18 protein-coding genes and 1 pseudogene are annotated in these 21,027 nt (G+C 46.1%); 15 read left to right on the top strand and 4 right to left on the bottom strand.

The annotated features are described in order from the left end of the window. The first annotated feature begins 27 nt into the window (after positions 1-27). The 3 genes from E0H88_RS08220 (at position 28) to E0H88_RS08210 (ending at position 1,693) form a co-directional block, all read left to right on the top strand. Complete coding sequence (locus E0H88_RS08220) at positions 28-807, top strand: sulfite exporter TauE/SafE family protein (RefSeq protein WP_092819564.1); 780 nt, start codon at positions 28-30, stop codon at positions 805-807. Positions 808-907: 100 nt separating this feature from the next. Next, positions 908-1,303: a rhodanese-like domain-containing protein gene (locus tag E0H88_RS08215; RefSeq protein WP_131273844.1), complete on the top strand. Its 396-nt coding sequence runs from the start codon at positions 908-910 to the stop codon at positions 1,301-1,303. A 54-nt stretch (positions 1,304-1,357) separates the two neighbouring features. Continuing rightward, on the top strand, positions 1,358-1,693 hold the full coding sequence (locus E0H88_RS08210; protein WP_086194895.1) for a carboxymuconolactone decarboxylase family protein: 336 nt from the start codon (positions 1,358-1,360) through the stop codon (positions 1,691-1,693). A gap of 318 nt (positions 1,694-2,011) precedes the next feature. Here E0H88_RS08210 and E0H88_RS08205 read toward each other — a convergent pair whose 3' ends face one another. Both E0H88_RS08205 and E0H88_RS08200 read right to left on the bottom strand, forming a co-directional pair. Further along, on the bottom strand, positions 2,012-2,689 hold the full coding sequence (locus E0H88_RS08205) for a type 1 glutamine amidotransferase domain-containing protein (protein WP_092819561.1): 678 nt from the start codon (positions 2,687-2,689) through the stop codon (positions 2,012-2,014). Positions 2,690-2,824: 135 nt separating this feature from the next. Then, positions 2,825-3,709 (bottom strand): LysR family transcriptional regulator, encoded by an 885-nt coding sequence (locus E0H88_RS08200; RefSeq protein WP_092819560.1) that lies wholly within the window; start codon positions 3,707-3,709, stop codon positions 2,825-2,827. 174 nt (positions 3,710-3,883) lie between these two features. On the opposite strand from E0H88_RS08200, the gene E0H88_RS08195 reads away from it, so the two are divergent. From E0H88_RS08195 to E0H88_RS08155, 9 genes are all read left to right on the top strand, one after another. Further along, entirely contained in the window at positions 3,884-5,413 is a 1,530-nt protein-coding gene (locus tag E0H88_RS08195) for a CoA-acylating methylmalonate-semialdehyde dehydrogenase (protein WP_131273794.1), read from the top strand. A gap of 11 nt (positions 5,414-5,424) precedes the next feature. Further along, the gene (gene mmsB, locus E0H88_RS08190; protein ID WP_131273793.1) at positions 5,425-6,312 is read left to right on the top strand and encodes a 3-hydroxyisobutyrate dehydrogenase; all 888 of its coding nucleotides are present in this window, start codon (positions 5,425-5,427) and stop codon (positions 6,310-6,312) included. A gap of 85 nt (positions 6,313-6,397) precedes the next feature. Further along, complete coding sequence (locus tag E0H88_RS08185) at positions 6,398-8,047, top strand: AMP-binding protein (RefSeq protein ID WP_131273792.1); 1,650 nt, start codon at positions 6,398-6,400, stop codon at positions 8,045-8,047. Positions 8,048-8,107: 60 nt separating this feature from the next. Beyond that, the gene (locus tag E0H88_RS08180) at positions 8,108-9,235 is read left to right on the top strand and encodes an acyl-CoA dehydrogenase family protein (RefSeq protein WP_131273791.1); all 1,128 of its coding nucleotides are present in this window, start codon (positions 8,108-8,110) and stop codon (positions 9,233-9,235) included. A gap of 22 nt (positions 9,236-9,257) precedes the next feature. Then, complete coding sequence (locus tag E0H88_RS08175) at positions 9,258-10,031, top strand: enoyl-CoA hydratase (protein WP_131273790.1); 774 nt, start codon at positions 9,258-9,260, stop codon at positions 10,029-10,031. 21 nt (positions 10,032-10,052) lie between these two features. Next, positions 10,053-11,120, top strand: coding sequence for an enoyl-CoA hydratase/isomerase family protein (locus E0H88_RS08170; protein ID WP_131273789.1), 1,068 nt, complete (start codon positions 10,053-10,055; stop codon positions 11,118-11,120). A 70-nt stretch (positions 11,121-11,190) separates the two neighbouring features. Then, positions 11,191-12,543: an MFS transporter gene (locus E0H88_RS08165; protein ID WP_131273788.1), complete on the top strand. Its 1,353-nt coding sequence runs from the start codon at positions 11,191-11,193 to the stop codon at positions 12,541-12,543. Between the two features lie 261 nt (positions 12,544-12,804). After that, positions 12,805-13,104, top strand: a complete 300-nt coding sequence (locus E0H88_RS08160) for a hypothetical protein (protein WP_252152003.1) — start codon at positions 12,805-12,807, stop codon at positions 13,102-13,104. A 22-nt stretch (positions 13,105-13,126) separates the two neighbouring features. After that, positions 13,127-14,761, top strand: coding sequence for a SulP family inorganic anion transporter (locus E0H88_RS08155; protein ID WP_131273787.1), 1,635 nt, complete (start codon positions 13,127-13,129; stop codon positions 14,759-14,761). Positions 14,762-15,076: 315 nt separating this feature from the next. On the opposite strand, the gene E0H88_RS08150 is transcribed toward E0H88_RS08155, so the two are convergent. Both E0H88_RS08150 and ppk1 read right to left on the bottom strand, forming a co-directional pair. After that, positions 15,077-15,304 carry a hypothetical protein gene (locus tag E0H88_RS08150; protein ID WP_092819550.1) on the bottom strand — a complete coding sequence of 76 codons (228 nt, stop codon included), beginning with the start codon at positions 15,302-15,304 and terminating at the stop codon, positions 15,077-15,079. Between the two features lie 117 nt (positions 15,305-15,421). Continuing rightward, a pseudogene (ppk1, locus tag E0H88_RS08145) lies at positions 15,422-17,505 on the bottom strand (polyphosphate kinase 1). 424 nt (positions 17,506-17,929) lie between these two features. Here ppk1 and E0H88_RS08140 point away from each other — a divergent pair. From E0H88_RS08140 to phaC, 3 genes are all read left to right on the top strand, one after another. Beyond that, positions 17,930-18,676 carry a beta-ketoacyl-ACP reductase gene (locus E0H88_RS08140; RefSeq protein ID WP_092819548.1) on the top strand — a complete coding sequence of 249 codons (747 nt, stop codon included), beginning with the start codon at positions 17,930-17,932 and terminating at the stop codon, positions 18,674-18,676. An 85-nt stretch (positions 18,677-18,761) separates the two neighbouring features. After that, positions 18,762-19,106 (top strand): phasin family protein, encoded by a 345-nt coding sequence (locus tag E0H88_RS08135; RefSeq protein WP_131273786.1) that lies wholly within the window; start codon positions 18,762-18,764, stop codon positions 19,104-19,106. A gap of 120 nt (positions 19,107-19,226) precedes the next feature. Continuing rightward, the gene (gene phaC / locus E0H88_RS08130; protein WP_131273785.1) at positions 19,227-20,996 is read left to right on the top strand and encodes a class I poly(R)-hydroxyalkanoic acid synthase; all 1,770 of its coding nucleotides are present in this window, start codon (positions 19,227-19,229) and stop codon (positions 20,994-20,996) included. Positions 20,997-21,027: the final 31 nt, after the last annotated feature.

The raw sequence follows: 21,027 nt of genomic DNA, 5'->3' as shown, positions 1-21,027 counted from the left end.
ACTGGAGTCAAGAGAGGTATAGGGGTGATGTGGTTGATACTGGAAGGGCTGGCCATCGGTGGCTTGCTGGGTTTAACCGGTGCGGGTGGCGGTATTCTGGCCGTACCGGCACTGATGGCAAGTCAGGGCTGGACGGTAGCACAGGCTGCACCTGTAGGCTTGCTGGCAGTAACCCTATCAGCACTGGTTGGAACATTTGAAGGTTTGTCCAAGCGCATCGTGCGTTATCGTGCCGCACTTTGGATTGCGCTGATCAGTATTCCTTCAGCGCGTTATGGCGTGCATCTGGCCGGAATTATCTCTCCCGTATGGCTCACGCTGGCTTTCAGTCTGGTGATGCTGATCATCGCTTACCGGATCTTCTTTAATAAAGTCCATGATCATGCAAATGCGCTGTGCAAGGTGAATCAAACGACTGGTCGCCTGATCTGGAATATGAAAACTGCATTGTCTCTCGGCGCTATTGGTGTCGTGGCAGGTCTGCTGACCGGTTTGCTTGGAGTGGGCGGGGGGTTCGTGATTGTCCCGGCACTGCGTAAAGTAACTGACTTGGATATGCGCAGCATCGTTGCAACTTCGCTGATGATTATTTTCCTGATTGGCGGTGTCAGTATTTCTGTACACGTACTGGATGGCTTTCAATACCCTGTTTCAGTCACGCTGACTTTCGTTCTGGCCTGTATTGTGGGCATGTTAATAGGACGTCGTGCGATGCACCGGATAGACAGTCATCAGGTGCAGAAAATTTTTGCCACGACTGTGATTGGGGTGGCTATGTATTTAATCTATTCAGCGCTCATGGGCTAAAACAGCTGGTTGGGAATTTAAACTAAACCGCTTTTAATCTACCTGATCATAGTTTATAAAATATGAATATGATTTTAATGGCTGAGGAAGAATGAAAATGATGAAAACTGCAGAGCAATTGATCCAGAATGCAAAAAGCCGAATTCAGGAAGTGAGTGTAGCTGAACTGTTTGAAGCGATGAAAAACCATAAAACCATTCTGATTGATGTTCGGGAACCGGATGAATTTCAGGCGGCAGCGATAGACCGTGCGGTGAATTATCCTCGTGGTGTTTTAGAAATGAGAATTCACCAGCATCCTGTGGCGAGCCATCATTGCGATACCTTGCAGGCACTGGAACATCTTAAAGATCAGCCGATTTATCTGATCTGTGGCACGGGTGGACGTTCCGCATTGGCAACCGATACCTTACAGAATATGGGTTTTACCCAGGTCAAGTCTGTGCATGGCGGTTATCAGGCCTGGCTGGAGCAGGGCTATCCGGTAGAAAAATAAGCCGTTAAATAGATGAAAAACCGTATTGTTGATTGTTTAATGTGAGAGGCAGTAATGAAATACAAAGAATTAACCCAGAACATTTCAGGCAGTTTAAAAACTTTAACTCAGGATTCACCTGATTTAATGAAAAGTTTTAATCAGTTGTCCCAGACGGCTATGCGTGACGGCGTGATTGATCCCAAAACCAAGGAAATGATTGCTTTGGGAATTGGTGTCGCATCGCGTTGTGATGGTTGTATCGGTTTTCATGTCAGAACCTTGGTCAAAATGGGGATGACCCTGCAAGAACTGGAAGAACTGTTAGGTGTTGCAGTATATATGGGCGGTGGACCGTCATTGATGTATGCTGCAAATGCACTGGATGCCTTTAAAGAGTTTTCCAGCTGATTGGATACGGGGCAATGGAGGGCTGGCAGTCCTGCCGAGCATAGAATGGAGCTCATGCAATAACAGCTGGACAAATCACAAAAGACCTGCTGATTGGGGCTTCCTGGTATTGATCTTGATACGATTTCCTCATGCTAAAAGTGCGCTTCATCAAGCGCACTTTTTTTGGCTGTATCTTAAAACTTAACCGACCACTTCTTGAGCAGGTTTACTGATCCGGTTGCTGCATATGCTATTTTGATGAATCTGAACAGATCCTCTGCATCTCCCCTCAAAACGACATATTGATAAGAGCTTGTTTCTACACCTGACTTGACTCTATTGGAGTAATTTTAGCAGTGCTTCTGCGGTTGCGGCAGAAGAAGCCGGGTTTTGTCCGGTAATCAGCAAGCCGTCTTGCTGTACATGCACCTGCCAATCCTCAGCTTTAGAATAATGCCCGCCATTTTCCCGGAGCATGTCTTCGACCAGAAAGGGAACAATTTCGGTCAGGCCAACCGCTGCTTCTTCAGTATTGCTAAAACCTGTCACTGATTTGCCTTTTACAATAGGCTGGTCATCAGTGCTTTTTACATGACGGAGTACACCGGGTGCATGACACACCAAGGCCACCGGTTTATTCGCTTGCAGGGTTTGCTCAATCAGGGAAATCGAGGTCTGGTCTTCGGCCAGATCCCATAGTGGACCATGACCACCCGGATAAAATACCGCATCAAAATCGGCAATAGAGATTTCACTTAGTTTCCGGGTATTCGCCAAGGCTTGCATGGCCGATGAATCTGCTTCAAAACGCCGGGTAGTTTCGGTTTGGGCATCTTTTTCATTACTTTTCGGATCTAACGGGGGCTGGCCGCCTTTTGGAGAGGCCAAGGTGACTTCTGCACCGGCATCCACAAAGGTGTAGTAAGGCGCAGCGAGTTCTTCCAGCCAGAAGCCGGTTTTCTTACCGGTCGTGCCCAACGTGTCATGTGAAGTCAAAACCATCAGAATGTTCATATTATTTTCCTGTCTTTTTTAACGTTTATATGCATCATCGCAAGTTAATTTAACAATTCGCGGGCATGTAGATTGTTGTGATCCGTTCATTTGCTGTATCGGGATGTTGTTATTGAAATTGATGCAAGCTGTGATTTATCTGCCCATTAACAGTCCTTGCTGAACATCGGCCTGTTTACGCAAAAAATCCCATACCAACTTAATTCTCGGCTCATGTTGTAAATCAACCAGGGTGAGCATCCAGAAAGTATGGGTAAAGCTCAGCTGATCGCCCAGAACTTCTTCCAGTTCGCTTTTATCATGCACCAGAAATCGCGGCAAAATGGCCAGTCCGGCACCGGCCCGAACTGCAATTTCCTGCGCCAGAATACTGTTACTGCGAAAACAGGCGCTGACTTGCAGGGGCAGACGTTCCAGCGAATACAGCGCCGCGCTATAAACCAGATCATCAATATAATCGACAAAACGGTGCTGTTTCAGATCCTCCAGTTTTTGAATGGGCGGATTTTGTTGTAAATAATGTTTACTGCCATACAGCTTTAGACAGTAATTGGACAGCCGGGTAATGATATACGGTCCGGATTTGGGCCGGTCGATGGAAATGACGATATCCGCTTCACGATGCGAGAGCTTGATGGTTTTCGGCACCGGAATCAGGTCAATGGTCAGCAACGGATAATGCTGGGAAAATTCTGCCAGCAGACCTGCCAGAAATGCCGTGCCGAAGCCTTCCGGCGCGCCGATACGCACCCGACCTTGCAAGGGGTCATGGCGCTTGTCAATCTGGATAAAAGACTGTTCCATCTGTTCCACACGCGGTACCAGTGCCAGACCTTCCGAAGTCAGCTCATAACCTGTTGCTTCGCGCTTAAACAGCTGCGTACCAAGGGTGTTTTCCAGTGCCTGAATGCGCCGTGCCACGGTGCTGTGTTCGACCCCGATCAGGCGGGCTGCGTTGGTGAGCGTTTTAGCACGCGCCAAAACCAAAAAAAAGCGTAAATGATCCCAATCTACTTTCATCTTCTATTTAACATCCTGTTAAATCCTGTGCATATTTGCACAACCATCGTGCATCAATTTCTATTGGTGGTCAAAGTGTTCTTTGTTAGTCTGCTGAAACAGCGTAAAAAAATACGTTAAAAAAAGCCAGTAAAGGCAGAGACAACGACAATAACAAACCAGCACGGAGCGACCATGAACGCTATTCATCATCCACAGCAAAGTACCGGATTCACCACGGCCAAATTATTGATTAATGGTGAATTTGTCGAATCCAAAACCAGCCATTGGCAAGATATTGTCAATCCTGCGACTCAGGAAGTTTTGGGTCAGGTCCCATTCGCAACCCCTGAAGAAGTCAATGCTGCGATTGCGGCTGCGCAAAATGCCTTGGCCAGCTGGCGCCAGACCCCAATTCAGGCTCGTATGCGCATTATGCTGAAACTGCAGGACCTGATCCGCAGTAATTTAAAAAGCATTGCCCAGGTATTAACAGCGGAACAGGGCAAAACCCTGGCCGATGCCGAAGGTGATATCCAGCGTGGTCTGGAAGTGGTGGAACATGCCTGTTCTATCGGTACGCTGCAAATGGGCGAGTATATTGAAGGCGTGGCACGTGGGGTCGATACCTACACCTTGCAGCAACCACTGGGTGTCTGTGCAGGGATTACCCCGTTTAACTTCCCGGCAATGATTCCACTGTGGATGTTCCCGATGGCCATTGTTTGCGGTAATACTTTTGTTTTGAAACCTTCGGAACAAGACCCCCTCTCGACCATGATGCTGGTGGAACTGGCGATTCAGGCCGGTATACCGGCAGGTGTGCTGAATGTGGTGCATGGTGGTAAAGAAGTGGTCGATCTGCTGTGTACCCATCGCGACATCAAGGCGATTTCTTTTGTCGGTTCAACCGCAGTCGGTACGCATGTGTATAACCTGGCAGGCCAGCATGGCAAACGTGTGCAGTCGATGATGGGCGCCAAAAACCACGTGGTGGTGATGCCGGATGCCAATAAAGAACAGACCCTGAATGCCTTGGTCGGTGCAGCCTTTGGTGCAGCGGGACAGCGTTGCATGGCACTTTCGGTGGCCGTGATGGTTGGTGAAACCAAGCACTGGGTCGATGAACTGGTCAACAAAACCAGAACTTTGAAAGTCAATGCCGGACATGAACCCAATACCGATGTTGGACCGGTGATTTCAACCCGTGCCAAGGCACGCGTACTGGACCTGATTAACAGCGGGGTTGAACAGGGCGCCGAACTGCTGCTGGATGGCCGGGAGGTACAGGTTCCAGGATATGAACAAGGTAATTTTGTCGGTCCCACGATTTTTAACCAGGTCACGACCGAGATGCGCATTTACAAGGAAGAAGTGTTTGGTCCGGTACTGGCGATCATGCATGTCGATACTTTGGAACAGGCGATTGCACTGATTAATGCCAATCCATTCGGTAATGGCGTGGGACTGTTTACCCAAAATGGCAATACGGCGCGCACCTTCCAGAACCAGATTGATATCGGTCAGGTCGGTATTAATATCCCAATTCCAGTACCGGTGCCATTCTTCAGTTTTACCGGTTCACGCGGTTCCAAACTCGGCGATTTGGGCCCATATGGCAAACAGGCAGTGCAGTTCTATACCCACACCAAAACCATTACCAGCCGCTGGTTTGAAGATGACCAGGAAACCACTGGTGTGAATACCACCATCAGTCTGCGTTAAGGGGCATCAGCATGAAAATTGCATTTATTGGTCTAGGTAATATGGGCGGCTCGATGGCACAAAACCTGCTCAAGTCGGGACATCAGGTGTTGGGTTATGACCTGAGTGAAACAGCGCTACAGCAGTTTGCAGCAGCCGGTGGCATTGTCTGTGACAGTCCGCAAGCTGCCGCCAAGCAGGCCGATGTGGTCGTGAGCATGTTGCCCGCAGCCAAGCATGTCCGTGAGGTTTATTTAGGTGAACATGGCATTCTGGATGTGCTTCAAGCCGGCAGCCTGTGTATCGACAGTAGCACCATCGACCCGCAAACTATTCAGGAGATTGCCGCAGCAGCGCAGGTCAAACACGTTCGCGTCTGTGATGCACCGGTATCCGGCGGCACATTAGGGGCCAAAGATGGCACTTTGACCTTTATGGTCGGTGCAGATGATGCCACCTTTGAAGCCGTCAAGCCGGTCCTGAGCTGTATGGGCAAAAATCTGGTGCATTGTGGTGCTGTCGGAACAGGACAGGTCGCCAAAATCTGTAATAACCTGATTCTGGGCATTTCCATGACCGCCGTTGCAGAAGGGATGGCGCTCGGGGCCAAGCTGGGCATTGATCCGCAGGCGCTGGCTGGCGTGATCAACAGCTCCACCGGACGTTGCTGGAGTTCTGAAATCTATAATCCCTGGCCGGATATCTGTGCCAATGCACCATCATCACGGGGGTATACCGACGGTTTTGCCGCACAACTGATGCTGAAAGATCTGGGTCTGGCGGTCGATGCGGCAGAGCAGGCCGAGCAGCCGGTGGTTTTGGGCAGCATGGTACAAAAACTCTATCAACAGCTGTGTCAGGACGGTCATGCCCATCTGGATTTCTCCAGCATCATGCATCAATACACCACACCAGCTTAAAAACTTAATGATCCAATGGAGCAAGGATTCGCTTCATCAACAATACTTTGTCAGTAATAACGATAAATTCAGGCTGAGGTTGAACATGTTAGATTATCAAAAAACGGTTGAAAATTTTGATTTAGATGCGGTGGCAAAGCAGTATTTGTCCGGTTCAATGCAGGCGGTGAATGCCTGTTATGAATGCTGTGACCGGCATGCCGATTCCGATGCGATTGCCTTGTACTGGTATGGCAAAGATGGCCGCAAAGAACAATACAGCTTTCGCGAACTGAAGAAGTATTCCAGTCAGTTTGCCAACTTTTTAAAGTCACAGGGCATTGCTAAAGGCGACCGCGTTTCCGGCTTGTTGCCGCGCACGCCTGAGCTGATCATCACCATTCTGGCGACCTGGCGCATTGGTGCAGTCTATCAACCTTTATTTACCGCCTTTGGTCCCAAAGCCATTGAACATCGCATCCAGCTGGCGCAAAGCAAGCTGGTGGTCACAGACCTGGCCAATCGGGAGAAATTATCCGAGATCAGCCACTGCCCCCCGATTGTGACGGTACAGGCTGAACTGCAGGCCGAAGTCTATCCCCAGGATCTCAGCTTCTGGAGGGTGCTGAACCGGCAAGCGGAACACTGTGAACCGGAAATGCTCGGTATGGATGAGCCATTTTTACTGATGTTTACCTCCGGCACCACCGGCCCGGCCAAACCGTTAAAAGTTCCGCTGAAAGCGCTGATTGCTTTTGCCGGCTATATGCACAATGCCATCGGCTTAACAGAGGATGATGCTTTCTGGAATATTGCCGATCCGGGCTGGGCCTATGGTTTGTACTATGCGATTACCGGGCCTTTACTGCTCGGACACTCGACCCTGTTTTATGAAGGCAGTTTTAATGCTGAAAGTGTCTGCGACATTGTCCAGGAATATGGCATCACCAATCTGGCCGGTGCACCGACCGCTTACCGCATGATGATGGCAGCGGACTCTGCCCAGATGGCACAGCTGTGCGGCAAGTTGCGCGTGGTCAGTAGTGCCGGAGAACCGTTAAATCCGGAAGTGATCCGCTGGTTTAAAGAAGTGCTGGATGTGCCGATTTATGACCATTATGGCCAGACTGAAGTCGGCATGGTGGTGTGTAACCATCATGCGCTGGAACATCCGGTGCGTTCAGGTTCGGCAGGTTTTGCCAGCCCGGGTTATAAAATTGCAGTGGTTGATGATCAAGGTCAGGAATTGGCTTTTGACACGCCGGGTATTCTGGCGGTGGATATCAGCCAGTCGCCAATGATGTGGTTCTCGGGCTATGAAGAAAGCCGTAAATCGCCTTTTGTCGGACACTACTATTTAACTGGTGATACTGCGGAAATTCATGCCGATGGCAGTATGAGCTTTGTCGGGCGTAGTGATGATGTCATTACAACGTCAGGCTATCGGGTCGGACCCTTTGATGTCGAAAGTGCCTTGCTGGAGCATGACGCGGTGATCGAAGCGGCGGTGATTGGCGTACCCGATCCAGAGCGGACCGAAATCATTAAAGCTTTTGTGGTTCTGGCCAGCCATTCTCCTGCAACTGCCGAGCTGCAACAGGAACTGGGACAGTTTGTGAAAAAGCGTCTGTCTGCGCATGCCTATCCGCGCCTGATCGAGTTCGTCACTGAATTGCCAAAAACCCCAAGTGGCAAGATTCAGCGCTTTTTACTGCGCAATCAGGAAATCAACAAGCAGCAGGCCAAGACTGCTTAAATCAGTCAAAGTCAGCAGATTGAATAAAAGATCGAATTAAAGAGATTGAAGGAAGAATCGATGCAATTTACGGAAGAACAACAACTGATTCAGGACATGGCCAAGAGCTTTGCCCAGGAACAGATTAAACCGCATGCCGGTGAATGGGATCAAAAAGGCATTTTTCCCAAAGATGCATTGGGCCAGATGGGAGAACTGGGTTTTCTGGGCATGCTGATTCCAGAAGAATGGGGCGGTTCAGGCACAGGCACACTGGCCTATGTGCTGGCCTTGGAAGAAATCGCCGCAGCCGATGGCGCCACCTCTGCCATTATGAGTGTGCACAACTCGGTCGGTTGCGTGCCGATTCTCAAGTTCGGGACAGAGCAGCAAAAGCAGCAGTTTTTAAAACCTTTGGCCCAAGGGCAAATGATTGGTGCCTTTGCCCTGACCGAGCCGCATACTGGCTCGGATGCTGCCGCGATTAAAACCCGTGCGGTCAAGGACGGCGATCACTACATCATCAATGGTGCCAAACAGTTTATTACCTCCGGGAATAATGCCGGGATGATTATTGTCTTTGCCGTGACCGATCCGGCTGCGGGCAAAAAAGGCATGAGCGCCTTTTTAGTGCCGCGTGATACCCCAGGTTATGAAGTGATTCGGGTGGAAGAAAAACTGGGCCTGCACGCTTCCGATACCTGTCAGATTGCCTTAACCGATGTACGCATTCATGAAAGTTTAAGACTTGGGGCAGAAGGTGAAGGCCTGAAAATCGCTCTGGCCAATCTGGAAGGTGGGCGCATCGGCATTGCCGCACAAGCCGTCGGTTTGGCCCGTGCCGCTTTAGAAGAAGCCAGCAAATATGCACATGACCGCGTGGCTTTTGGCAAGCCGATTTTTGAGCAGCAGGCGATTGCATTCAGGCTGGCCAGTATGGCCACCGAAATTGAAGCCGCACGTCAACTGGTTCATTTTGCCGCACGTAAAAAGGAAGCTGGTGAAAGCTGTTTGACTGAAGCCTCCATGGCCAAGCTCTTTGCTTCGGAAATGGCAGAACGTGTCTGCTCCAAAGCCTTACAGATTTTTGGTGGCTATGGCTATCTGAAAGATTTCCCGATTGAACGCATTTATCGCGATGCGCGGATTTGTCAGATCTATGAAGGTACCAGCGATATTCAGCGTCTGGTGATTGCACGCAGTTTATAAGAAATTACAAAGGATTTTTATCATGCAATGGCAAACCATTTTACTCGAACAACGTAACGGTATCGGACTGATTACCTTAAACCGTCCTCAGGCGTTGAATGCACTGAATAACCAGCTGATTGTCGAGGTCAATCAGGCCCTGGATCAGCTGGAAAAAGACCCGGCCATCGGCTGTATCGTGATTACCGGTTCGGAAAAAGCTTTTGCTGCTGGTGCCGATATTAAGGAAATGGCAGATTTAACTTTTCCGCAAATTTATCTGGATGATTTTTTCAGTCTGGCCGACCGGATTGCCCAGCGCCGTAAGCCTTTGATTGCCGCGGTGAGTGGCTATGCCTTGGGCGGTGGTTGCGAGTTGGCCTTAATGTGCGACTTTATTTATTGCGCCGACAATGCAAAATTTGGTCTGCCTGAAGTTACCTTGGGTGTTTTGCCCGGCATTGGCGGGACCCAGCGGTTAACCCTGGCCATCGGTAAGGCCAAAGCCATGGAAATGTGCCTGACTGCACGGCAAATGGGTGCACAGGAAGCCGAGCAAAGCGGTCTGGTGGCACGGGTATTTGCCAAGGAAGAACTGCTAGAGCAAACCCTGCAAGCCGCGGAAAAGATTGCCGAGAAATCCTTGCCGGCAGTGATGATGATTAAAGAGTCGATTAACCGCGCCTTTGAAGTCAGCCTGGCCGAAGGTCTGCGCTTTGAACGTCGGGTTTTCCATTCCATTTTTGCCGGTGCTGACCAGAAAGAAGGCATGCAGGCCTTTGTGGAAAAACGTCCAGCCCAATTTACCCACCAATAAAAATCATAATAGGAAAAAATAATGAGCGATGAAAATAACTTAGCGATTCGGGTCACAGGAGGTCTGGGCATTATTAGCCTGGACCGCACCAGCCATTTAAATGCCTTAACCCTGCCGATGATTCAGGGCATTCAGGCCCAACTCGATCAATGGCGACATGACCCGCAGGTGCAAGCCGTGCTGATCAATTCCAACAGTCCGAAAGCGTTCTGTGCCGGAGGCGATATCCGTTATCTGTATGACAGCTATCAGGCCGGAAATACCCGCTACCAGGATTTTTTCGCCACCGAATATGCCATGCTGAGCACATTACGTCAGTTCCCCAAACCCGTGATTGTGATGATGGATGGCTATGTACTGGGTGGCGGCTTTGGACTGGCGCAAGCCTGTCATATCCAGGTCACCAGTGAAAAATCCCGTTTTGCCATGCCAGAAACCGCGATTGGCTTTTTCCCTGATGTCGGTGCGACCCATTTCCTATCCCGACTGGATGAAGTAGGGGTTTATATGGCACTGACCGGTGAACAGATCAGCAGCAGTGATGCACTTTATCTGGATCTGGTCGACTATCATGTCCCGGGTGAACGTTTTGCTGAGTTAGAAGCGGCATTGAGCGCTGCGCCTATTTTAAACCCGGTGGAAATCCGCAAAATCATCAGTACGTTTATCACCCATCCGCAAGAAAGCGAATTACAAAAACGTATCGACCTGATTAACCAGCATTTTTCCTATCCGCATCTGGATGAAATTGAACACAGTCTGGCCCATGCCAGCGATGCCCTCAATCAGGACTGGGCCAAGAAAATGCTGGCGATCTTGCAGCAACGTCCGCTGATGGCAAAACAGGTCAGTCTGAAATTGCAGCAGACCGGTCAGAACCTGTCGCTGGAAAAATGCATGCAGTTAGAACGGGATTTGCAGGATATCTGGTTAGATCAGGGTGATTTTATCGAAGGTGTACGGGCACTGATCATTGATAAAGACAAAAATCCGCAGTGGCAAACAGACAATGCAGAATTTGAAAAAACGCTGGAAAAATGCTGGCCCGTCTGGACCAGGCAACATATAGATTCGCTTTGTTATAAATAATCGAAGTTTATTTTAAATAACAAAGCGGGTCACGGATGACACAGCTCAAAAAAATATAAGAGGGATAGATATGAAACCTGTACAAGAATTACATGTTCAAGCTAAAAAGCCTTCACACCGTTTGGCCGGTATATCCAGTATGGTAGGTACCACCATTGAATGGTACGATTTTTTTATTTACGGTGCCGCGGCCGCATTAATTTTCAATAAACTCTTTTTTCCTCATCTAGATCCATTGATGGGTGTAATGGCTGCATTTGCCACTTATGCCGTTGGCTTTATTGGTCGGCCTCTGGGAGGCATTGTGTTTGGTCATTTTGGAGACAAAATTGGCCGTAAAGCCATGTTGTTGACTACCCTGATTATGATGGGTATTCCCACCGTGCTTATTGGTTTATTGCCGACCTATGAAAGTATCGGCTATTGGGCGACCGTGTGTCTGGTCATTCTGCGTTTTATTCAGGGCATGGCCATGGGAGGAGAATGGGGCGGTGCCGTTTTAATGGCAGTTGAGCATGCACCTGAAGGAGGCAAAGGGTTTTGGGGCAGCTTACCTCAGGCCAGTGCGGGTGGCGGCCTGATGCTCGCATCAATTGCTCTGGGGTTGGTGTCCATGCTGCCAGAAGCCAGTCTATTCAGTTGGGGGTGGCGAATTCCATTCCTTGCCAGTATTGTCTTACTGGGCGTTGGCTGGTACATACGGGTCAAAGTGCCAGAATCCCCCGATTTTGAAAAAGTGAAAGACCAGGCGCAAGAGATTAAAGTACCGGCTTTACAAGTTTTCAAAAACCATCCTCGAGAGCTTTTAACCATTATTTTTGCTCGTGCCGCCGAGAATGCATGGTTCTATATTGCATCCACTTTCGCACTGGCCTATACCACCACAAAACTGGGGATTCCCCGTCAAGACATTCTGTTTGCCACGATTTGTGGAGGTGGCTTGATTATGATTATGACGCCTTTATTTGGACATCTTTCAGATAAGGTGGGTCAAAGAAATATGTTTATGTTTGGTCTGCTGGTCCTTGCACTTTATTGCTATCCATTTTTTAGTATGTTGGACACAAAAGATCCGCTATTGGTCTGGACGGCAATCGTATTGGCGATTGGTGTGGTTTTCCCGCTGATGTATGCACCGCAATCCCAGTTGTTTGCCCGACAGTTTCCGACTGAAATTCGCTATAGCGGCATTTCAATTTCTGTGCAGTTTGCCGGAGTCATTGGCGGAGGATTAGCTCCCCTGATTGCAACCAAGCTTTTGAGTGTGGGTGGGGGGAGTCCTCATTTGATTATTGCCTACATTGTAGGCATGGCTATATTTGCAATCTTCTGTACATGTTTTATGAAACGTGACAAGTTCAATACTCACCATTCCACAGTGACGGTAAAAAATGCAGCAGAAACCGATTTATCCAGTCTTTAATATCTCTTAAATATCTTAGACTCTGAAATGAAGTGCAACAGAGCATAATTTACTGGGAGGAAGCAAGATGAGCCAACATTTTGCTTCCAACCGGCCAAAGTCAAAGTTGTACAATCAACTACATTCATCTTGGTCAAGAAGAAAAAGATCAGATTTATCAGCTAGCCATGCTTTAATTAAAACCACTTTTTTACAGACTTTTATTCAACTGATTTGTTATGCTGTCAAAGGATTGATGGGCATCGTAAAAAACCTGAAAACATGGATAGCAATCATAAAAAACCTAAACATTCAACTGTATGGGGGGATCAGCCAGAAGCGCAGGATTATCATGCCGCGAGTTCTGATTTATGTTTATTGTTGCATCCTCCTTCACCGGTTGAAAAACTGCTGAACCGGTTACAAGCAGAAACCATCCTTCCGTTTAAAGCCAAAGATATTTTTCATGTGGCACGTGATTTAGGACGGCATCAATTAATTATCGCCGATGGTGATCACCACTTTACCCGTTGTATCTGCAGGATGAAGATGCCCTCATTCCTTGCCAGATGCTTTCACTGACTGTACAAGATTTGGCTAGTGTATGACGGCTGCTAAAAAACTCCCGATTTTTGATGTGATTGCAGGTTTATCTATTGCAGGATTACTGCTGCCTGAAGCGGTCGCCTATTCCAATATGGTCGGGTTGCCACCGCAAAGTGGTCTGGTGGCACTGGTGCTGGGTTTAGTGCTGTATGGTCTGATCGGGAATAGCCGTTTTGCGATTGTCTCTGCGACCTCGTCATCTGCCGCAGTCATGAGTTCAGGTCTGGCAACCATGGTCATGTTTTCTTCACCGGAACGGGCAGGTCTGGCCTATGCACTGGTATTTCTGTCGGGCATTTTACTGGTCATCGCGGGGTTGTTTAAGCTTGGAGATGTGACTCATTTTATTGCCAAGCCTGTGCTGAAGGGTTTTTCCTTTGGCCTGGCACTCAGCATTGTGGTGAAACAGCTTCCTTCAGTATTACAGGTACATCCCGTACACAGTGATTTTTTCCGCCAGTTGTGGGAAATGTTGCAAGCCTATTCAAGCTGGAACTGGCATGCCTTAAGCATGGGACTCGGTGTCTTTTTCACCTTACACTTCACCCAGCGCTATAAAACCATTCCAGTGGCTTTATTGCTGATTATTTTAGGTATCAGTTTCAATGCGATGGGCTATACCCAGGCATGGGAAGTCCGTTCTGTTGGGCATTTTGAGCTGGTTTTACCGAGTATTCACTTGCCTCAGTTGAGTATGAATAGCTGGTTGCAACTGGTAGAACTTTCAATGGCCGTTGCACTGATTATTTATGCCGAATCTTATGCTTCCATTCGTACCTCGGCACTAAAATACCATGATGCAATCCAGCCAAACCGTGACCTGATTGCATTGGGCGTGAGCAATATCTGCTCAGGACTGTTTAAGGGAATGGCGGTTGGCGCAGGCTATTCAGCAACTTCAGCCAATGAGTCTGCAGGGGCAAAGAGCAAAAAATCAGCCTGGGTTGCAGCGCTGGCCGTGGTGATTTTTTTGCTGTTTTTTCGCCAGTATATCGCCAATATTCCTGAGCCTGTTTTGGCGGGTATTGTGATATATGCAGTCAGTGGACATATTCGTTTTGCCCCATTTAAACAGTATTTTATCTGGCATAAAGATCGCTTGCTGTCGATTGTTGCAATTTGGGCAGTGATTATTTTTGGTGTGCTCAATGGGTTGCTGATTGCGGTGCTGGTGAGCGTTTTAATGTTATTGAAAAGCTACGCTGTCCCTCGCATTGCCTGGCTTGGACGTCTCAATGGCGGGCATGATTTTGTTGACATCAACCGTTTTCCTGAAGCCGTAGCACCGGATGCTATTTTAATTGCACGACCTGATCATCCACTGTTTTTTGCCAATGCAGAAAAAATCTGTCATGCGATTCTAAAGAAGGTTTCTGAGCAAAATTATCAGTATGTGATTTTAAATCTTGAAGAATGTCCAAGCCTGGATAGTACCAGTATTGAAGCCTTGTTATTGCTGGCGGAACATTTGCAAGAGGAGGGGATTGAGCTGAAATTGGCGCGCGTACGCCGTTCAGTGGCACAAACTTTATTGTATGTGAATAGTCCATTATTCCCACGCGCTAGTTATGATGCACAAAGTGTCGATGATGCCGTCAGCCAGTTAGAAAATCGTACTTCGGCTGCAACTTGAGCGCAGGGAGTACATCAGGCTTACGGTACGACTCTGGATAAAATCGACCGAGAGCATACCTAGACCTGCTTTTCCAGCAAAAATCAGCAAAATGCAAATCTTGCCGGATGGAAAATAATATGCTGATGGTTATGAACTGATTGAGTGGGAAGAATATTTTATCGTTAGCACACCTGTGGTATTTAAAGCATGTGCTCGCTCAAAGCTGATCCTGACAGTGTGCTATTTTTATTGTATCTGTCAGGTTATATCGGGCAATTGATCAAGAGCAATTACACAACATTATTTAAAGTCTCATTAAATATTTTGCATTTTTTACTTTACTTTAAAATGATGTTTTTCAGGAATAAGTTTGATTTTTATTTTTTTATAAAGTCGCTCTTCGGCATTTTCTGCCGATTTGGTGACTTTATCTGCAAATTTCTGATCAGACATAAGCATAGCATACGTTTTATAGCCTATTTCAAGCGCTTGCGTTTTATTGCCTGCCTGTTCAAACTGTTCAATTAATTTGTTGATTTTTTTAACACTGATATCGTTCATGTAACTGACTCATTCCCTCTTGATTTTTACTTTAGGATTTGATTGTTACAATTTGGTTAAAATGAATTTAAATCATTGCAAGTGATTGTCGTTTATACAATAACTTGCAAATTTCCGTTAAAAAATCTGATTCATTAATTGTTGCTGGGCAATGTACACTGCCTGTCCATTACTCGGCTGGCATTGGATCCAGGTTCCATCGGCTTGTAATTCCCATGCACGCCGATTATCTTTGAGATAATTATTCAATCCATCTTCAAGAATTTGTTTGCGAATTTTTTTATTCTCGATCGGGAAACAGGTTTCGATGCGAGAAAATAAATTACGTCCCATCCAATCCGCACTGGCGCAATACAGTTTGCTGTCACTATCATTATAAAAATAATACACTCTGGTATGTTCTAGATAACGTCCGACGATTGATCGTACACGAATATTGTCGGAAAGCCCTGCAACTTGTGGTCGTAAGCAACAAATTGAGCGAACGATTAAATCGATCTGTACACCCGCTTGGGATGCTTTATACAGTTCATGAATCAGTTGCGGTTCAGTTAATGCATTGACCTTAATAATGATTTGCGCTTTTTTCCTGCCTTACTGTTTTTAATTTCCTGCTGTATGAGTTCAAGCAATTGTGAATGCAGGGTAAATGGCGCGTGAAACAGTTTTTCCAGTTTTATGGTTTTTCCCATACCGGTTAATTCTTGAAAGATTTTATGGACATCTTCACAAATATAAGCATCACTGGTGAGTAAGCCGTAATCGGTATAGATTTTGGCATTGGTTGCATGATAGTTCCCTGTGCCTAAATGAACATAACGTTTAATTTTGTCTATTTCACGACGCACAATCAGAATCATTTTGGCATGAGTTTTATAGCCGACAATCCCATATACAACAACCGCCCCAGCTTCTTGTAGTTGTAGCAGATTGGCAACTTCGATATTTGACTCTTCATCAAAGCGAGCACGTAATTCAATCACTGCTGTGACTTCCTTGCCATTCCGTGCTGCTTCAGCAAGGACTTGCACAATTTCAGAATCTACACCGCTGCGATAAAGGGTTTGTTTTATGGCCAACACATGTGGATCACGCGCTGCCTCTTTCAGCAACTTAATGACCGGAGCGAAAGAATGAAAAGGGTGGTGTAATAAAACATCTTCGGTTTTTAATACCTTAAATATGGATTTGTTGCCATACAACGCTTTTGGCAATTTTTGTACATAGGGAGGGAAACGTAACTCTGGCAAATTAAAGTTCGATATAAAGCGGGCCAGGTTAACAGGGCCATTCACCAGATAGAGCTGGTCTTGATCAAGATCAAATTGTTCGAGTAAATAATCAGTAATCATCTCTGGACACGCTTTATTCACTTCGAGTCTGACAGCGCGACCAAAACGTCGAGATGAAAGTTCCCCTTTTAAAGCGATTGCTAAATCTTCCACATCCTCTGATACGGTGAGGTCAGCATTTCGCGTTACCCGGAATTGATAACACCCGGTTGTGGTCACTCCTGGAAATAATTCATGAATATGTTGCTGAATGATCGCGGAAAGTAAAATGTAGTGCTCAGCCTCACCAGAAACATGCGTGGGTAATTTAACTAATCTTGGCAATGATCGAGGGGCAGGAACAATCGCTAAATCAATTTTTCGTCCAAAGGCATCGTTGCCTTCCAAAGTGACAATAAAGTTTAAGCTTTTATTGGCTAAACGAGGAAAAGGGTGTGCGGGGTCTAGACTGATGGGGGTTACAACAGGTTGAACTTCATGATGAAAATAATCTTTAATCCATGCTTTATGTTTTTGAAGGATATCACCATGCTGAATAAAATTAACTCCATTGCCTTGCAGTTGTGGCAGGATATTATAGTTCAGAATTTTATACTGTTCCTCAACGGCCTCATGTGCAAGCTTAGAAATCGTCGTCAGTATTTCTGAGATGAATAAATTATCTGGACGGGTCTTATTATGGCTGGACAGCTCAAATTGCTGTATCAAACTCGAGACACGTATTTCAAAAAATTCATCTAGATTTCGTGAAAAAATAATTAAAAAATTGAGTCGTTCAAGTAAAGGATATTCAGTATCTTTCGCCTGTGCCAATACTCGCTTATGAAATTCAAGTAAGGAAAGGTCCCGATTAATATAAGTTTTTAATGTATGTATGGAAGAATTTGAAGGCACACTTAAAGCAGTCATTTATGGCTCTTATATCATTAGATAACAAGGTTCAAATCAATTGAATAAACATTCATAAAACCCTTAAATGAGACAAACTGATTTTCAGTACATGAAATAAGAAAATTATTGTATTAATAAAAGGCTAAAATTGAATTCTATTCAACTTTAACATTCTGCGGACATTACATTACAAATTTGTTAAATTATACCTTATATATTATTTAAGTGTATGTTATTTATATTTTTTAGTGATTTTTTTTGCATTATTTATTTAATTTTTCTTTTTTGCAGTGACTCAAACCTAGAGCCATTTACATTTGCTCATAAAAAATCGATCGCCTGTAATCGAGCCTTAACATAGAAAGGGTTAATTTAAGTCCAGATTCCAAAGAATCTTTGTGAATTCACTCAACCATTTTTTCGATTTGCTAAAGGTAAAGATATGTCCGAAAGAAAAGTCGCATTTGTGACAGGGGCACTCGGTGGTATTGGTAGTGAGATTTGTCGTCAGCTGGTGAAGGCAAATTATAAAGTGATTGCAACGGTTGTGCCTCGAGAGGAAGACCGTGAAAAGCAGTGGTTAAAAAGTGAGGGATTCCAACAGGAAGATGTCCGTTTTGTCTTAACCGATCTGACCCATCATGCTGATGCGACGAGCGCAATCGAGGATGCGATACAGGCTGAAGGTCGCGTAGATGTGTTGGTGAATAATGCCGGCATCACACGCGATGCAACATTTAAGAAAATGTCCTTCGAACAGTGGTCACAGGTAATCGATACCAATTTAAAGACACTATTTACCGTGACCCATCCAGTCTTTAATCAAATGCTGGAGCAAAAGCAGGGACGCATTGTCAATATTAGTTCGGTCAATGGTCTGAAAGGACAGTTTGGTCAAGCGAATTATTCAGCCGCAAAAGCGGGCATGATCGGTTTTACCAAGGCTCTGGCTCAGGAAGGTGCACGTTCCAATGTTTGCGTGAATGTTGTAGCCCCGGGCTATACGGCAACACCGATGGTGACTGCCATGCGGGAAGAGGTCGTAAAAAGTATTGAAGACCAGATTCCTTTGCAGCGTCTTGCCCAGCCTGAAGAAATTGCAGCGGCAGTCATGTATCTGGTCGGTGAGTATGGCACCTATATTACGGGTGAAACCTTATCGATCAATGGCGGTTTATACATGCAATAAGTCCTGTGCTCACTGAGCCAGTTTTTTTCATTTATTTTAACAATAACTAAATTTTAAACACTATAAATCAATGGAGTAATACCACATGCTATACGGTGATATCTTTGCAAACATGAACACTCAGTACAAAAATATGTTTGAACCTTATGCAAAATTTAACAGTCTGGTGGCAAAAAACTTTGCAGATCTGACCAATTTACAACTCAATGCTGCACGTCATTATGCCGATATTACGTTATCGCAAGTGTTTGCCAACAGTGAAGTCAAAGACATGCAAAGCATGATGAATTGTGGCATGAAGCAAGTGGAAACCATGAGCAAACTCAGCCAGCAAATGATTGATGATGGCCAAAAACTGGCGAGCTTGGCCACTGAATTTAAAGCCGAGTTTGACAAGTTAGTTAGCGAATCGATGCCGAACAATAAATAACGGTTAACACTTTAATGAAGATTGAAGACTAGCGAGCGGGGAAGTGGAGATCACTTCCCCGTTTTTTGATTCCATTCCTGATAGGAAAGTGAGGAATGACCCAGTATGCGGAGTGGTGCAATGCAGCAGAATCTTTTTCAGTTTAATCAGAACGTCCAGCGTTTTTTCGATGTGCATGAAGAAATCTGGAAAAAAGTGCAAGAATTTTACTATGGCGATAATCCGCTCAATGATGCATTAAGCAAAGTCAACAGTGAAGATATGAACCTGTTCTTTCAGGCATTAACCAAAAATCCGGCACGCTTGATCGAGATGCAGAGCAAATGGTGGATCGGTCAGATGCAGATTTACCAGAATATCATGCTGCGCAGTGTGAACAAGGATATCCAACCGCTCGTGAAACCTGAACCGGGTGATCGCCGTTTCAAAGATACACTTTGGCAAGAACCGAATTATGATCTTTTGACCCAGTCTTATCTGCATTTCAGTCAGTTGGTGCAAGAAATGCTCGACGAGGTGGAAGGCATTCCGGATAAAGTCCGCCAGCGGATTCACTTTTTTACCCGGCAAATGGTGAATGCCTTTTCACCCGGCAATTTTTTGTGGACCAATCCGGAAGTCATTCACCAGACTGTAGAGGAAAACGGGCAAAACCTGGTGCGTGGCATGGAAATTTTCCATGACGATATTATGAACAGTAGCAAATATCTGTCCGTACGCATGGTCAATAATGACTCTTTCCGATTGGGAAAAGATCTGGCCTATACTCCCGGTGCTGTAGTCTTTGAAAATCCGGTTTTTCAATTGTTACAGTACGAAGCGACCACTGAAACTGTATATCAGACGCCTATTTTGCTTATCCCGCCCTTTATTAATAAATACTATATTCTGGATTTACGTGAACAGAATTCTTTTGTGAACTGGTTACGTCAGCAAGGGCACAGCGTATTTTTAATGTCCTGGCGTAATCCGGGGGCTGAGCAAAAGGACATGCGCTTTGAGGACCTGATTACGTCCGGTACGGTTGAGGCGATGCGTGTCATTGAGGAAATGACCGGAGAAAAAGAAGTCAATGCCATTGGTTACTGTATCGGCGGAGCGGTGCTTGCCGCGACGCAGGCGTATTATGTGGCGAAACGCCAGAAGAATCACGTCAAGAGTGCGACCTATCTGGCAACCATGTTGGACTTTGACAATCCAGGCAGTTTGGGTGCTTTTATTAATGAGCCAGTCATTCAGGGGATTGAAACTTTGAACCAACAGATGGGCTATTTTGATGGCCGTCTGTTGGCGGTGACCTTTAGTCTGTTACGTGAAAATACCCTGTACTGGAACTATTACATTGAAAATTACCTGAAGGGCAAACATCCGTCAGACTTTGATATTTTGTACTGGAATAGTGATGGCACCAACATTGCCGCACATGTGCACAATTTCTTAGTGCGCAATCTGTACTTGAATAATGAACTGATTCAGCCGAATAAGATCAAGGTGAATGGTGTGGGCTTGAATCTGTCGAAAGTGAAAACACCGAACTTTTTTATCTCGACACAGGAAGATCATATTGCACTATGGGATACGTGCTTTAAAGGATCTACCTATCTGGGGGGTGAAAGCACGTTGGTCCTCGGTGAATCTGGACATGTGGCAGGCATTGTCAATCCGCCAAACCGCAACAAGTATGGCTGTTATACCAATAATAGTCCCTATGAAAATCCGAAACAGTGGTTGGCAGATGCCCAGTTCCATCCAGAATCCTGGTGGTTGCGCTGGCAGGAATGGATCGCACCTTATACCGGCGATCAGGTTCCGGCGCGTACATTAGGCAGTGCAACCTATCCTGTCAAGGAAGCTGCACCAGGCAGTTATGTACAGGTCAGTCTATTTTAGCATTTAAGCATTCTCACTGCCGGCCAATCGT

The sequence above is a fragment of the Acinetobacter sp. ANC 4216 genome, from assembly GCF_004331195.1.
GTDB lineage: Bacteria > Pseudomonadota > Gammaproteobacteria > Pseudomonadales > Moraxellaceae > Acinetobacter > Acinetobacter kookii.
This window is presented reverse-complemented; position numbering and strand designations above follow the sequence as displayed.

What these genes read in the sequence shown, in the direction of transcription:
- E0H88_RS08140 (WP_092819548.1), top strand. Translation starts at nt 17,930, where the DNA reads ATGTCCGAAAGAAAAGTCGCATTTGTGACAGGGGCACTCGGTGGTATT.
- E0H88_RS08135 (WP_131273786.1), top strand. Translation starts at nt 18,762, where the DNA reads ATGCTATACGGTGATATCTTTGCAAACATGAACACTCAGTACAAAAAT.
- E0H88_RS08170 (WP_131273789.1), top strand. Translation starts at nt 10,053, where the DNA reads ATGAGCGATGAAAATAACTTAGCGATTCGGGTCACAGGAGGTCTGGGC.
- E0H88_RS08205 (WP_092819561.1), bottom strand. Translation starts at nt 2,689, where the DNA reads ATGAACATTCTGATGGTTTTGACTTCACATGACACGTTGGGCACGACC.
- E0H88_RS08165 (WP_131273788.1), top strand. Translation starts at nt 11,191, where the DNA reads ATGAAACCTGTACAAGAATTACATGTTCAAGCTAAAAAGCCTTCACAC.
- E0H88_RS08185 (WP_131273792.1), top strand. Translation starts at nt 6,398, where the DNA reads ATGTTAGATTATCAAAAAACGGTTGAAAATTTTGATTTAGATGCGGTG.
- E0H88_RS08215 (WP_131273844.1), top strand. Translation starts at nt 908, where the DNA reads ATGAAAACTGCAGAGCAATTGATCCAGAATGCAAAAAGCCGAATTCAG.
- mmsB (WP_131273793.1), top strand. Translation starts at nt 5,425, where the DNA reads ATGAAAATTGCATTTATTGGTCTAGGTAATATGGGCGGCTCGATGGCA.
- E0H88_RS08175 (WP_131273790.1), top strand. Translation starts at nt 9,258, where the DNA reads ATGCAATGGCAAACCATTTTACTCGAACAACGTAACGGTATCGGACTG.
- E0H88_RS08200 (WP_092819560.1), bottom strand. Translation starts at nt 3,709, where the DNA reads ATGAAAGTAGATTGGGATCATTTACGCTTTTTTTTGGTTTTGGCGCGT.
- E0H88_RS08155 (WP_131273787.1), top strand. Translation starts at nt 13,127, where the DNA reads ATGACGGCTGCTAAAAAACTCCCGATTTTTGATGTGATTGCAGGTTTA.
- E0H88_RS08160 (WP_252152003.1), top strand. Translation starts at nt 12,805, where the DNA reads ATGGATAGCAATCATAAAAAACCTAAACATTCAACTGTATGGGGGGAT.
- E0H88_RS08180 (WP_131273791.1), top strand. Translation starts at nt 8,108, where the DNA reads ATGCAATTTACGGAAGAACAACAACTGATTCAGGACATGGCCAAGAGC.
- E0H88_RS08210 (WP_086194895.1), top strand. Translation starts at nt 1,358, where the DNA reads ATGAAATACAAAGAATTAACCCAGAACATTTCAGGCAGTTTAAAAACT.
- E0H88_RS08220 (WP_092819564.1), top strand. Translation starts at nt 28, where the DNA reads ATGTGGTTGATACTGGAAGGGCTGGCCATCGGTGGCTTGCTGGGTTTA.
- E0H88_RS08195 (WP_131273794.1), top strand. Translation starts at nt 3,884, where the DNA reads ATGAACGCTATTCATCATCCACAGCAAAGTACCGGATTCACCACGGCC.
- E0H88_RS08150 (WP_092819550.1), bottom strand. Translation starts at nt 15,304, where the DNA reads ATGAACGATATCAGTGTTAAAAAAATCAACAAATTAATTGAACAGTTT.
- phaC (WP_131273785.1), top strand. Translation starts at nt 19,227, where the DNA reads ATGCAGCAGAATCTTTTTCAGTTTAATCAGAACGTCCAGCGTTTTTTC.